At 59.6% G+C, this 13,480-nt stretch carries 9 protein-coding genes; 4 read left to right on the top strand and 5 right to left on the bottom strand.

Translation table 11 applies throughout. From position 1 onward, the window contains the following. The first annotated feature begins 340 nt into the window (after nt 1-340). Complete coding sequence (locus ACVC5H_RS18455) at nt 341-2,662, top strand: FdhF/YdeP family oxidoreductase (protein WP_489619226.1); 2,322 nt, start codon at nt 341-343, stop codon at nt 2,660-2,662. 112 nt (nt 2,663-2,774) lie between these two features. After that, nucleotides 2,775-3,023: a helix-turn-helix domain-containing protein gene (locus ACVC5H_RS18450; protein WP_489619225.1), complete on the top strand. Its 249-nt coding sequence runs from the start codon at nt 2,775-2,777 to the stop codon at nt 3,021-3,023. 256 nt (nt 3,024-3,279) lie between these two features. On the opposite strand, the gene ACVC5H_RS18445 is transcribed toward ACVC5H_RS18450, so the two are convergent. The 5 genes from ACVC5H_RS18445 to ACVC5H_RS18425 all read right to left on the bottom strand — a co-directional run bounded on the left by ACVC5H_RS18445 (nt 3,280) and on the right by ACVC5H_RS18425 (nt 8,522). Further along, nucleotides 3,280-4,347 (bottom strand): GGDEF domain-containing protein, encoded by a 1,068-nt coding sequence (locus ACVC5H_RS18445; protein ID WP_489619224.1) that lies wholly within the window; start codon nt 4,345-4,347, stop codon nt 3,280-3,282. A gap of 558 nt (nt 4,348-4,905) precedes the next feature. Then, complete coding sequence (gene lpxO, locus ACVC5H_RS18440; protein ID WP_489619223.1) at nt 4,906-5,805, bottom strand: lipid A hydroxylase LpxO; 900 nt, start codon at nt 5,803-5,805, stop codon at nt 4,906-4,908. A 352-nt stretch (nt 5,806-6,157) separates the two neighbouring features. Beyond that, nucleotides 6,158-7,468: a D-amino acid dehydrogenase gene (locus tag ACVC5H_RS18435; protein WP_489619222.1), complete on the bottom strand. Its 1,311-nt coding sequence runs from the start codon at nt 7,466-7,468 to the stop codon at nt 6,158-6,160. A gap of 192 nt (nt 7,469-7,660) precedes the next feature. After that, nucleotides 7,661-8,080 carry a hypothetical protein gene (locus ACVC5H_RS18430; protein ID WP_489619221.1) on the bottom strand — a complete coding sequence of 140 codons (420 nt, stop codon included), beginning with the start codon at nt 8,078-8,080 and terminating at the stop codon, nt 7,661-7,663. 22 nt (nt 8,081-8,102) lie between these two features. Then, a complete protein-coding gene (locus ACVC5H_RS18425) occupies nt 8,103-8,522 on the bottom strand; it encodes a DNA polymerase III subunit chi (protein WP_489619220.1) in 420 nt (139 codons plus the stop codon). 565 nt (nt 8,523-9,087) lie between these two features. Between ACVC5H_RS18425 and ACVC5H_RS18420 the strand changes: the two genes are divergently transcribed. Continuing rightward, nucleotides 9,088-11,685 (top strand): two-partner secretion domain-containing protein, encoded by a 2,598-nt coding sequence (locus ACVC5H_RS18420; protein WP_489619219.1) that lies wholly within the window; start codon nt 9,088-9,090, stop codon nt 11,683-11,685. After that, the gene (locus tag ACVC5H_RS18415) at nt 11,679-13,466 is read left to right on the top strand and encodes a ShlB/FhaC/HecB family hemolysin secretion/activation protein (protein WP_489619218.1); all 1,788 of its coding nucleotides are present in this window, start codon (nt 11,679-11,681) and stop codon (nt 13,464-13,466) included. The genes ACVC5H_RS18420 and ACVC5H_RS18415 overlap by 7 nt, the downstream gene beginning before the upstream one ends. Nucleotides 13,467-13,480 lie beyond the last annotated feature (14 nt).

Raw genomic sequence — 13,480 nt, 5'->3', positions numbered from 1 at the left:
TGCGCGCCCGCCTCGCGGCAGGCTGTCGGCGCGCTGCTGTGTTTGCCGTAGGACTTCGTTAGGGCCTGTTCACATTCAATCTGCACTCGCAGATTGAATGTGAACAGGCCCTAGGCACGGCATTGGCGTTGCGGCCGAGCTTGTCCATGGCAAGAGCTGCTGTAGGAATCCGGCGCGCTGTAAATCCGTGGGCGGCCTACAGCCAAATCCTGCTGCAGATTTCATGATGGCGACCTGGACGCAGGAAGCCTGCAGCAAGTCCTCCTGTGCCGCGCCAAAGGCGGCCCGCGTGACTACGCAGGGCGCCCTCCCACGAATGCATCACGCTCGGAGAAGCGACATGAAAACCAAGGACATCCCCGAAGAAGCCCACTTCGACGAATACAACAACGCCGCCGGCGGCTGGGGTTCGGTCAAGGCACTGGGCGCCATCCTGCAGCAGGAACACGTCATCGCCACCGGTACGCGCATCCTGATGAAGCAGAACAAGCCCGACGGCTTTGCCTGCGTGAGCTGTTCCTGGGCCAAGCCGGCTGATCCGCATCTGTTCGAGTTCTGCGAGAACGGCGCCAAGGCCACCGCCTGGGAAATCACCGGCAAGCGTGCCACCCCGGAGTTCTTCGCGCAGCACACCGTCACGGAGATGGAGCGCTGGAACGACCTCGAACTGGAATCCACCGGCCGCGTCACCGAGCCAATGAAATACGATGCCGCCAGCGACCGCTACCTGCCGGTCTCGTGGAGCGAGGCCTTCGATGACATCGCAGCGCAGCTGCGCGCCATGGATCCGCAGAAGGTGGTCTTCTATGCATCGGGCCGCGCCTCTCTGGAGACTTCCTACCTGTACCAGCTGATGGCGCGCATGTACGGCACCAACAACCTGCCCGACAGTTCCAACATGTGCCACGAATCCACCTCGGTAGCGCTGCCGCAGACCATCGGCGTGCCGGTCGGCACGGTGACGCTGGAAGATTTCGAGCAGACCGAATGTATCCTCTTCTTCGGCCACAACACCGGCACCAACGCGCCGCGCATGCTGCATCCGCTGGAAGACGCCCGCAAGCGCGGCGTGCCGGTGATCACCTTCAATCCCTTGCGCGAACGCGGGCTGGAACGCTTCGTCAATCCGCAATCGCCCAAGGAAATGATCACGCCGGCGCACACCGACATCAGTTCTCAATACCTGCAGATCAGGATCGGTGGTGATACGGCCGCTGCCCTGGGCATGGCCAAGCGCATACTGGAGCGCGATGAGCGGGCTCGCGCCGAAGGCTTGCCGCGCTTGCTGGATCAGGCCTTCATCGATGAGCACACCAGCGGTTTCGAGGAGTTCGCCGCTGCGGCGCGTGCGGCCGAGTGGAGCGAGCTGGAACGCCATGCCGGCGTCTCGCGTGCGGAACTGGAACTGGCCGCCGACACCTATGCCGCTGCGGGCCGCGCCATGCTCATGTACGGCATGGGCGTGACCCAGCATCGTGAAGCTGTACGCACCATCCACATGCTGACCAATCTGCTGCTCATGCGCGGCAACATCGGCAAGCCGGGCGCCGGCATCTGCCCGATCCGCGGACACTCCAACGTGCAGGGCCAGCGCACCGTGGGCATTACCGAAAAGCCGGAGATGGTGCCCAACGACAAACTGCGCGCGCTCTACCATTTCGAACCGCCGATGGAGAAGGGCCTCAACACGGTGGAAGCCTGCGAGAAGATCCGCGACGGCGAACTCTCCGCCTTCTTCATGCTGGGCGGTAATTTCGTGCGGGCCATTCCCGATCATGGCGTGATGGAGCCAGCCTGGCGCAACTTGCCCCTGACCGTGCAGGTGGTCACGCACTTCAATCGTTCCTGCGTGATCCATGGCAAGACCTCCTACGTGTTGCCCTGCCTGGGCCGCATCGAGACCGACCGCCAGCGCAGCGGCGAACAGGCGGTGTCAGTGGAAGACAGCACCGGCTGCATGCATGGCTCGCGCGGCCGCGTCAAGCCGGCCTCGCCGCACCTGCTCTCGGAACCGGCCATCGTGGCCGAACTGGCCAAGCGTTTGCTGCCCTTCAATCCCCACGTGGACTGGGACGCCTGGGTCGGCGATTACGCCCGCATTCGCGACGCCATCGAAGCCACCTACCCCGACATCTTCCGCGACTTCAATGCGCGCATGTGGACGCCCGGTGGTTTTGCGCGTCCGCTGGCTGCACGCGAGCGGCAATGGAAAACCCCCAACGGCAAGGCCAACTTCAAGACGCCGGAGGGATTCGATCCCGATCCCGACATGCCCGGCGATGGTCCCAACGTGCTGCGCCTCATGACCACACGGGGCGACAGCCAGTTCAACACCACCGTCTATTCGCTCGATGACCGCTTCCGAGGGGTCTGGGGTACGCGCCGGGTGCTGCTGATGAACCTGCGCGATCTGCAGGCGCACGGCCTGGCGGCTGGCGATTTCGTCACTGCCGAGACGGTCTCGGGGGACGGCGTGGAGCGCCGCGTCGCTCATCTGCGGGTGGAACCCTTCGATATTCCCGTGGGCTGCGTGATGGGTTACTTCCCCGAACTCAATCGTCTCATCCCGCTGTTCCACCACGCGCGCGGCAGCAAGGTGCCGGCGGCCAAGTCGGTTCCGATCCGATTGATTCCGGAGGTGAGTGAGCCGGTGTTGTCGTGATTTGATACATGCGCGGCCATTCGAAATATCTCGGAAACGGACTGTGCAAGCGCAGCTCCGCTTGCATCGATCCGGCGCGACGGGCAAGCTCGCCGATCTTGAGGAAACAGCCATGCATCAGCGATCCCAACATCACGGGTATGTGCCCAATGAAGTCGTCCGGTTGATGATCGATCATCAGTGGACTGCCATCCGTAGCTGGCGTGAGCATCTGCGCCTGACCCAGCAGGAAGTGGCAGCACGCATCGGCATCTCGCAGTCCGCCTATGCGCAGCAGGAGAGCAGCACCCGCTTGCGCCCGCTGTCTCTGGAAAGGATTGCCGCAGCGCTGGGCGTGAGTATTGAGCAGCTGGACTTCTAAAGAGGACTGGCAAGACGAAAAAAGCCCCGCCGAAGCGGGGCCAAGAGGGAACTGAGGAAACCTCAGTGTTACAACACAAAAACGTTGGCGATCATACGAAAGCGGCGCGCTGCTGTCCCATGCTTTTAAAACATGAATGAATGCACGGCGTGCATGGGCCAGCACGCGCCCGGTGCGGCGCAAGGCCGATCCGGAAAAGCGCAGGTGAAAAAAATGACCGCACGCGCGGCCATGGGGAGCAGACGAGGGAAATCGCCTAGAAGAATTCCACCGTATCGTTGGTCGTGATCCCCGAACTCAGCACGCCCGAATTGACCAGTTCCTGGTAGTAGCAGATGCGGTTGCGGCCGCTCTTCTTGGCGTGATACAGCGCCTGGTCAGCATGGCCCAGGATCACCACCGGCGTCTCGCGCGCGATGTTGACGAAGCCCAGGCTCACGGTGACCTTGCCGACCTGCGGGAAATCGTATTCCTGGACGTTCTGGCGGAAGCGGTCGAAGATCTTGCGCGCATCGGTGAGCGTGGTCGAGCGCAGCAGGATCACGAATTCCTCGCCGCCGAAGCGGAAGATGCGGTCATGCGCGCGGAAGGACGCACGCAGGATGTTGGCCACCAGGATCAGCACTTCATCGCCATAGAGATGGCCATAGCGGTCGTTGACCTGCTTGAAGTGATCGATGTCGACCACGCCCAGCCAATGGCCCTTGGGCTCGTCATGGCTGCCGTGGCGGCGGTCGTCGCGGTCCAGCGAATGCGCTTCGTGCGGGGCGATGGCAAAGGCATAGCGGGTGAACTGCTCGTCGAAGGTCTTGCGGTTGAACAGGCCCGTGAGCGCATCGCGCTCGCTGTAGTCCAGCAGGCTCTGGTAGTTGCAGTAGACGTGGAAGATGCCGTGGATCACGTCCAGCATGGCCTGCTCGAAAGGCCTCTGGCTGCGGATCTCCAGGCAGGAATTCATCTTGCCGTGCAGCCAGACCGGCAGCCACAGCACGTGTTCGCCAGCGGCGGTGGTCTCGTGGAATTCGTTGAGGTGGTTGCGGATACAGGCCAGCATGGCCGGATAGGCCGACAGCGGTTCCTTGGGATCATCGCTGGTCAGTTCGGCGATGGTGTGCACGGTGCCATCGCGGATCACCATCTTTTCCTGCACGAAGTATTCGTCGCGCAGGGTGAAGATATCCAGCATGCGGATGGACTGCACGTCGGTGAGCTGGTACAGCGCGGAGATGACGGAGATGGCCAGGCGGGAATGCTCCCGGTGGGCCGTGATTTCTACCAGATGCTTGAGCAGCGGTTGTTTCATCTCGTGGTCGATGTCCTGCATGAGCCCATGTTCTATGTATGGTCGGTACTCGGCTGTGCTTGCCCGGTATCCTCCGCCACGGGCCGGCTCACATGCCATCACCGAGTACCCGGCCAGTGGCCGGCACGCAGTCAGGAGCGAGGCATGCCGCAGCGGAACGAAGACGATCCCGATGCAAGATTCACGCCATCAAGCTGGCACGGAAGCCAAAGGATTTTACAGGCGGCGAGCATGGGAAAGAAGCAGTTTCTACATTTCACTACAGAAAATTTCAGCTTTCATTGCCGTGCGGAAATTTTAAGTCTCACGTGACTTTTACTTACGTGCAGCTTCGTGAGTTTTTCTGTCAGCGGGCCTCTCCGCGAACCACCGGGCACCCCTGCAAGCCAGCCGTGTCACGGTATTGAGGCGGATAGGGCTTCTTCTTTCAATTTCCGCCTTGGTTCTCATGGCGCGGAAATGGTTTTCCCGATTTTGCAAATTACTTACAAAAATCGCCGATTCGAGAACCGGCGATTTTTTGTTTATATCATTTACACTGCGTTCGTTTTTCCGCCTGTCGGCGCATCGTCAGCCAGGTCAGGCGTAGATGATCAGCAAGGCCACGGCGATGATGAGGCCGAACTTGGTGATCTTGTAGACGGTCTTGTTCCAGTTCTTGAAGCGGCGGCGATACTGGCCGGCCAGCCAGACGAAGCGGAACAGCTTGTTGACGCGTCCGGTCTGGTCGCCGGTCTCGTTGGGCGAGGACGCTGCCGTCATCATGGTGCGGCCGAGGAAGCCATTGATGGCTTCGGCCCAGCGGTAGCGCAGCGGACGCTCGACGTCGCAGAAAAGGATGATACGGTTCGTCTCGGTGCCATTCTGGGCCCAGTGGATGAAGGTCTCATCGAACACCACGCTCTGGCCATCGCGCCAGCTGTAGCGCTGGCCGTCGACTTCGATGAAGCAGCGGTCATCGTTGGGCGTGACCAGGCCCAGGTGATAGCGCAGCGAACCGGCGAACGGGTCGCGGTGGCGATTGAGCGTGCCGCCCGGAGCCAGTTCGGCGAACATGGCGGCCTTCACGGAAGGGATGCGCTTGAGGATTTCGACGGTCTTGGGGCAGAACTTCTCGGCCGACGGATGGCTGGCGTTGTACCACTTCAGGTAGAAACGCTTCCAGCCTGCCTTGAAGAAGGAGTTGAAACCGGCATCGTCATTCTTTTCGGCCGCCTTGATCTTGGCCATCTCGCGCAGGGCCACGGCTTCATCGCGGATCACTTCCCAGTTCTGGTCGATGAGGGCCAGGTCCTGGAATTCCTTCACGGCCGGATAGGGCACCGCCGGTACGCGCGAAAAGGCGTACATGAACAGATTGATCGGTGACATGATCGACGAATGGTCGAAGAACTGCCGCAGGAAGGGCAGGCGCACGCGTCCACGGAAGTGGATGAAGAGGATGGAAAACAGGTATATGAAGACAATAGCCCACTTCATGGCAGGATCCTTTGATGTTGCGGGCCTTTCCATGTGAAGCAAAAGGCCGGGACGGATATTCGTCCATATGGGGTTGGAGCCGGTGAGATCAATGCTGATATCAGGTAAAGGCGGCCGTAAGGCGCAAGATGCGTGATGATGAGCTTGAATTCCCGGCCGCTGCGCAGCCCCGGCAAGGTGCCGGCAACGCAGAGCAAGCGGCGATTCTACACCAAGGGGGTGTCAGTGTTTGTAAGCGGTGCTTATTGTCCTATGTGAATGTTCTTGCAATAGGGGGCGCGCTGATCCAGATCAAACGGGCAAAAAAAAGGACCGGGCATCCCGGTCCTTGATTTTTACTGAAGCAAAAGGCTCAGGCGGCCTGGGTCACCACTTGGCGCGCCCGGTTCCAGCGCGGCAGGCCGGTGAAGGCGAAATCGATTTCCGGCACGTGGCCGGCCACGATCTCGGCAATCGCGCGGCCCGAACCGCAGCCCATGGTCCAGCCCAGGGTGCCGTGACCGGTGTTCAGGTACAGGTTGGCGAACTTGGTCTTGCCCACGTAAGGCACGTTGGAGGGCGTCAGCGGACGCAGGCCGGTCCAGTAGGTCGGGTTCTCGTAGTCGCAGCCATCGGGGAACAGTTCACGGGTGCGGCGGGTGATGGCTTCGCAGCGGGTGGTGTTCAGTTCGCGGGTGTAGCCGTTCAGTTCGCAGGTACCGGCCACGCGCAGGCGGTCGCCCAGGCGCGAGACCACCAGCTTGTAGCCATCGTCGGTGAGCGAGACGGTGGGGGCGGCATCGGGGTTGGTGACCTTGTAGGTGGCCGAATAGCCCTTGCCCGGGTAGAGCAGCAGGTCAATGCCCAGCGGCTTGACCAGTTGTTGCGAGAAGCTGCCCATGGCGACCACGAAGATATCGGCGGTCAGGACTTCATGGCGGCCGTCCGGGTTGATGATTTCCACGCCGGTCACGCGGGCCGATGCGCCAGCGCCTTCGGTGATGAGACGGGTGATGGTGGTGGAGTAGCGGAATTGGACGCCGGCTTCCTCGCTCTTTTTGGCCAGGCCGGTGGTGAGCTTGAAGACGTCACCAGATTCATCGGTGGCGGTGAAGTCGCCGCCGACGATCTTGTTGCGGATCGACGCCAGCGCCGGTTCGATGCGCACCACTTCATCGGCGCCGATGGATTCGCGCGGGCAGCCCAGGTCGCGCATCAGCTTGGCGGCGGGCAGGGAGTCCTGGAATTCCTTTTCTTCGGTATAGAAGTGCAGGATGCCGCGGGTCAGGTGGTCGTACTGCACGCCCGTCTCGGCACGCACGGCTTGCAGGGTCTGGCGGCTGTATTCGCACAGGGCGACGATGTTGCGGATGTTTTCGTCGGTGCGGGCGGCGGTGCATTCGCGCAGGAAGGCTACGGCCCACTTCCATTGCAGCCATTCCGGGCGGAAGCGGTAAAGCAGCGGGGCGTCTTCCTTGCCCAGCCACTTCAGGATCTTCATCGGGGCGGCCGGATTGGCCCAGGGTTCGGCGTGCGAGACGGAGATCTGGCAGCCGTTGGCGAAGCTGGTTTCCTGCGCTGCGCCGGGCTGGCGGTCGATGACGGTGACGTCGTAGCCCTGCTTCTTCAGGAACCAGGCGGAAGCGGTTCCGATAATGCCTGCGCCCAATACGATCACTTTCATCTTGCTCTCCCGGTTTTGCATGAACTTGCGGTGGTTGTTCGAACGTTCGCATGCGTAAATTCAAATGCGAACAATGCAAGCATTGTAAGAAAAGCGTGATTGCCGATGTGATCAATACTGGATCAAATTTTTATGAATAAAAAGGCTGTTGCAGTATTTTTATTCAAAATAAAAAGAAAAATCCAGTCGGATTTACATTTTTGAAGATGTGAAGCGCGCCATCTCTTCGGCCACTGCGCGCTCGACCGTTTCGGTCAGGGCATCGCGCAGGCCTTCCCTGACGCGCTGCATCACGATATCGGAAAGATGATCCAGCGCCAGCGCCATCTGGTCCTGCAGGTGTTGGTGCAGCACGGTATCGACGCGTTCGAGCAGGCTTTGCAGGACGTTTTCGCGGATTTCCTGCTCCCATTGGCGGTATTGCTCGGCGGCCGGCGTAACCGCAGGCATGGCGGCCATCATGGGCGCTGCAGCGGCAGGTGCCTGATAGCTGGCCGCTGCTGGCTGGGTGTGGAAGGCGCCGGGTTGCGCCGGAGCGGTGTAATCCGGGGCGGCCGGCGCCAGCGGGATGATCTCGGTGAGGAGGGGAATGCTGTTGTCGTCGTGGTTCATGGCATGAGCGGGTGGGGCGGGCTCAGGCGGCCACATGGTGCGAGAGGGGGTAGCCGCGTTCTTTATAGAAGCGGTAGCGGTCGCGGCCGGCGGCCTTGTCGGCGTCGTCGGCGGAAATGATTTCCAGCAGGCGTTCGAAGCGGGCGAAGTGCGCGGGCGTGTCGCTGCCCAGATTGATGAGGATCTGGTGGTGCGGCAGTTCGGTATTGTCGTCGGCGGTCAGGATGATGGGCGTCTGCGCGGCCAGCGGGTCGCCGGCCATCACGTGGGGCAGGAAATCCTGCTCGGAAAAGCTCCAGAGCGCCTGGTCCAGTTGCTGCAATGCGGCCCGGTCGGGCGTGCGCAGCACCAGATTGGCGCCGGAAGCACGCGCCTTGCGCACCAGGCGGCAGACGTAGGCGATCTTTTGCGGGACGTTGCTGTGAAAGTCGATTCGGGTCATCCCGTCAGTATAGTGGGTCGCGGTGCAGCATGCTATCGCGAGGGCTGCAATGCAGCTCCGTCTACCCCCACACGTCGTCATCCGGTTGGGGATTTTTCGAGCAGGCCCGACAAGATTTCACTTCATCCACGGCCTTGGTCCAGCCAGGGCAGAAGGTCCCAGTGAGACATCAACTGAAGTTTGCAATAAGGTAATTGTTGTTACAAAAAAGTCTCGCAAAATGAGAAAAAGTTGTCACTTCAGGTATTTCCATGCGGAAATTCATGCTCTATAACTGCACCCTGAAAATGTAAATAGTTGTAATCAGGGAGCAGGCGGCAGGAACGCTGACAAAAAGATTGGCTTCGTGTCACTGCAGTCGACATCAAAACAATTAGAACCCATTTCATCAATAGGCGTGAGTGCGAGCGAGTCCCGTTTGGGATGAAGTGCAAGGCGCGAATTTGGGTCAAGACTGGACGTCTTGACCCAAATTCGTAACGCAGCAATTCGCCCAAACGGGCCGCTCCCTCTGGGCAGAACGCATCTCACGCCTATTGATGAAATGGGTTCTAGAAAGTACTTCATGGGGATCATCCACAATGCCCCCATCGGGAAGGTATTGGCCGTGCTGATCAGTAGCACGGTATTACCCGCCTATGGCGCAGGAATTACGCCTGATGGGACTACCGCCACCAGTGTAAGTACGACGGCCGGCCGCGCGACCATCAATATCGCCCCGGCAGTATCGGGCGTCTCGCACAATACCTATACCGACTTCAATGTCAGCAAGGCCGGGGCGGTGTTGAACAACGTCGGCGTCAATGCCCGCAACATCGTCAATCAGGTCACCAGCACGAATCCCAGCCTGATACAAGGCGACATTACCGTTCTCGGCTCGCGCGCCAATGTCGTCATCGCCAACCCGAACGGTATTACGGTCAATGGCGGCAGTTTCGTCAACACGGGCAATGTGGCCTTGAGCACCGGCCAGGTCAGTTTCAACGACATCACACTTTCGCCGGGCAACGTTCAGCGCAACATCATTCTCAATACCAACGCAGGCCAGATCACCATCGGGCCCGATGGTTTGAGCGGTGCAATGCTCGATCTGGAATTGATCGCCAAGCAGATATCGATCAATGGCCCCGTGCTCAATACCGTCGCCAATAGTGCCTCGCGCATCAGGACCGCCACAGGATCAACGCATTCGGAGATTGATGGCAGCGTCTCTCCAACGGATCTGTTGAGTACGTGGATCGGACATTCCTCCACTGGAGCAAGCGGGACCGGCGTGACGGTCCTGGATATCACTGCGCTGGGGAGCTTGAGCGCAGGCAAGGTTGAACTGATCATTACGGATCAAGGCGCCGGTGTACGTCACGCGGGTTCGATCTTCGCAAACGTGGGTGACTTCAGCATCGCGGGCAATGGTGATCTCCACATTACAGGCGGCCATATCAAGGCGGCCAATGACGTGATCGTCGCCAGTACGAGCCTGGAGAGTTCCTCCAATGGCACAGGATCATCGCTACAGGCAGGCCGCACGGTGGACATCCGAAGCCAGCGTATATCGTTTGCGGACACGACGGTGACGGCTGGTACAAGAGGGATCGACGCGAACGGCAATGTCATCGTTTCTCAACGCGGAAATATTCTCATCGGCAGCGATGGTGTCGCGGGTACCGCCGCGATCACCGCCGAGCGTAGCCAGTTGGACGCGACCGGAGGCCTCGCGATCTATAACCAGGGCCAGGATTTACAACTGGCTGCTACTCAGCTTGGCGCGGATCAGGACCTGATCATCAAGGCGAATAACCTGTCGCTCTGGTCTTCACAAAGCGGCCTGATTGGTTCCAGTGCAACCTCGCGTACTGGCACGTTCACCGCCAACCTGAGCGGTGCGATGACGCTGGCCGGCGCGACAGTCGACGCAATGGCCGGCGTCTCTATTGCTGCAGCAGGATTCTCTTCGACCAACGACGTGCAGAGCGGCGTCTCCGTCAAAGGTCTGCTCCGCTCCCAGGCCGGGGATGTCGGCATTACCACTACCGGTGCCACCAGCCTGCTCGCAACGGATCTGCTCGCTGCCCGCAACGTCGTGTTGCAGGATTCGGGTTTTTCCGCGAATAACGTGGGCCAGCAAGGAAGTTCTGTCGTTGCCTCTGCGGGCGGATTGTTGATCAATAGCAGCGGTGACCTTATCAATGTCGGTAGCCTGCTGCAGGGGAGCTCGCGCATCAGCGGCAATAGCGGATCTGTTGGCGCGGTCACTTTGCGCGCAGCCGGTAGCGTGCTGAATCAGTCTCCTTCCTCTTCAATGCTGGGTGCTATTTTCGGCACTGCCGATGACGTGCTTGTTCAAGCGGGCGCTGACATCTCCAACCGTAACGCCCGCATCATCAGTAACGGCGCCTTGACTCTCATTGCGGGTGGCACGATCGCCAATGCCATCGACAAGACCGCTGGTGCGAACGGTGAACAACCGACCAGCTATACCAATAGCACCAAACGGTGGGTGTTCTTTACCGAGCGCAATTCCGGTTTCGACGTCGACTATGGCAAGGTCGCCATGCCGGACCAACTGGCCTATCTGGTGGCTGAGACAGGGTTAAGTGCGACGGCATCCAATTTTGTGAATCAGGGGGGCATCGCGCTGGTCAACAACGGCGACGTGAACATTGCCGTCAGCGACCGCTTTCATAACGAGGCACTCTTTGATGGTAGCGCCCATCTTCAGCGCAGCTGCGTGATCTTTTGCCATGCGACGGCCTCCAGCAATATCACCAGTCATGGCGGTACGCTTTCTGCGAGCGGCAACATCACCATTCGCGCTGGAACGGAAGCGGTCAATATTGGCGGCGATGTGACCGCGCTGGGTAACCTGAGTATCACGGCCCCCAGCATCTATGCTCAAGGAATACTGGGCTACCGGGCGTATTCCCAGAGTGGCATGAAGAGCTGGTTTGGCAGCAGTTGGGCGCGGCTCTATGCAACGGATATTGGAGGGTCGTGGCTGGCCGCCAATCAACTCATCCTGAACGGGCAAGGAGTCATCAGCGGCGGTAGTTTTACCGGGATGAGTCAACTCATCGCGACCAATGGCATCTTGACCATTCGCGCGGCGCGTCGCGATCCCGTCGCTATTGACAGCAGCTTGGGACTGGGAAGCGGTCTATGGTGACCGGCAATCGACTCGGCATGGCGCGCGGTAGTAAAGAAGTCCGAGCAAAGACAATGATGCTGACTGCATCTATCGCATCACTCACGCTCAGTTTATCTGCCGCCGCTCAAGTGCCGCGTGTAGAACAGGATCCGGCACAACGCCTTTTACAGGAACAACGGGAGCGTGATCGGCAGCGCGAGATCGAACAGCCGCCCGCTCAGATCCTGGCGCCCGGGCGCGATCTGCCCGCAGCGGACGCCAGTGATATCGAGCAGATTCCTGAAACTGGACCGACCTTCCTCATTGAACATATTGATTTCGCCGGTGACGCGGTATTGTCTTCATCCGACCTTCAAAAAATTGCTCAGCCTTTCTTGAAAAAAAGCTTGGGAAGCGCCCGCATCAATCAATTATTGCGCCGTCTGACTGAGCGCTTCGTCAATGAAGGTTTGATTACCAGTCGTGCTTATTTGGGCGAACAGAACCTGCGATCAGGAACACTGGTCATCACGCTGGTCTCAGGAAAGATCGAATCCATTCAACTGAACGGACAGCAGATTTCACCGAGCGATTACGCCGCGCAGCCCGACAGTGGAGGCTGGCTCACGGATTTCGGGGTGCGGATGGCGATTCCGGCAGCGCCGGACGACGTGCTTCATCTCGCCGATCTGGAGCAGGGCGTTGAGCAAATCAACCGCATGCGGCGTAACAAGGCCGAAATGCAGATATTGCCCGGCAGTTCGCCAGGTGGGTCCATCATCGGTATCAAGAATACGATCGGTGACCGGTTGTGGTTCAGCGCGGGCATGGATAATTACGGCAGTCAGCAGACCGGATTGAATCGCACGCGGGTTGGCGTAGAGGCAGACAACCTGCTCGGATTCCAGGAGATCGTCTCGTTCAACTACAGCGGCAGCCGTGAAACCAATGCTCTGGTGGGATCGGCTTCTGTGCCGCTTGGGTACAACACCTTCAGCTATACGACGTCGCTGTCGGAATATCAGGCACTCATCAGCGATACTGCTCTGTTATATGGCAAGACCCTGGCCAGTACCTGGGGCTGGAATCGCGTGATTTCCCGGAGTCAGGCCTCCAAACTGGCATTGGATGTCACCCTGTCATTACGTCGCTCGGAACGCGATATCAACAATCTGCCGTTGGCACCGCAGAAGCTTTCGGTGCTGCGTGTGGCAATCAATAAGCTATGGCGCTTTCTCATCGAAAAACGACCGGCAAGCCTGACGCTGGAGGGCGGCGTATCGCGCGGCTTGTCCGCCTTCGGCGCCGACAAGGATAGTGCGCAGATCCAGGATAGCGAAGCGCATGGCCAGTTCACGAAACTGGATGTCAATGGCGCATTTTCTTTTGCGCTGCCGTCTCCCGACGCGACCCAATTCATGATGCGTATGCAGGTAAACGGCCAATGGACACGGCAGGCATTGTTCGGGTCCGAGCAAATCTTCGTCGGTGGCATGTCGTCTGTTCGAGGATTTCGCGAGAGCGGAGTGAGTGGCGACCGGGGAGCCTATTCAAGAAACGAAATCGTGTGGAGCAATACGCCCGCCGTGGCCGACGTCCGTATCGAACCTTACGTATTTTTTGATACGGGCATCACCGAACTGATTGCAGAGGGCCAGACACGCAGGCTGTCCGGTCTGGGGCTGGGCACACGCCTGCAGTACCAAAGCGCAAAGCATGCCTGGACCAGTGAGCTCACACTCGGCCGGCCTGTGCAACAACCCAATTTCCTGCCGAGAAGGGAAACCTTGTTGCTGGCTACATTGAACTGGTCGTACTAGCGCCATGGACCCAA

The sequence above is a fragment of the Herbaspirillum sp. Her3 genome, from assembly GCF_057961275.1.
The sequence above is the reverse complement of the archived record's forward strand: the minus strand, read 5'-3'. Positions and strand labels throughout refer to the sequence as shown.

Bases quoted from the DNA above. Each gene is read 5' to 3' on its own strand.
- ACVC5H_RS18435 (WP_489619222.1), bottom strand. From the start codon at position 7,468: ATGAAAGTGATCGTATTGGGCGCAGGCATTATCGGAACCGCTTCCGCC.
- ACVC5H_RS18420 (WP_489619219.1), top strand. From the start codon at position 9,088: ATGGGGATCATCCACAATGCCCCCATCGGGAAGGTATTGGCCGTGCTG.
- ACVC5H_RS18455 (WP_489619226.1), top strand. From the start codon at position 341: ATGAAAACCAAGGACATCCCCGAAGAAGCCCACTTCGACGAATACAAC.
- ACVC5H_RS18430 (WP_489619221.1), bottom strand. From the start codon at position 8,080: ATGAACCACGACGACAACAGCATTCCCCTCCTCACCGAGATCATCCCG.
- lpxO (WP_489619223.1), bottom strand. From the start codon at position 5,805: ATGAAGTGGGCTATTGTCTTCATATACCTGTTTTCCATCCTCTTCATC.
- ACVC5H_RS18425 (WP_489619220.1), bottom strand. From the start codon at position 8,522: ATGACCCGAATCGACTTTCACAGCAACGTCCCGCAAAAGATCGCCTAC.
- ACVC5H_RS18445 (WP_489619224.1), bottom strand. From the start codon at position 4,347: ATGCAGGACATCGACCACGAGATGAAACAACCGCTGCTCAAGCATCTG.
- ACVC5H_RS18415 (WP_489619218.1), top strand. From the start codon at position 11,679: ATGGTGACCGGCAATCGACTCGGCATGGCGCGCGGTAGTAAAGAAGTC.
- ACVC5H_RS18450 (WP_489619225.1), top strand. From the start codon at position 2,775: ATGCATCAGCGATCCCAACATCACGGGTATGTGCCCAATGAAGTCGTC.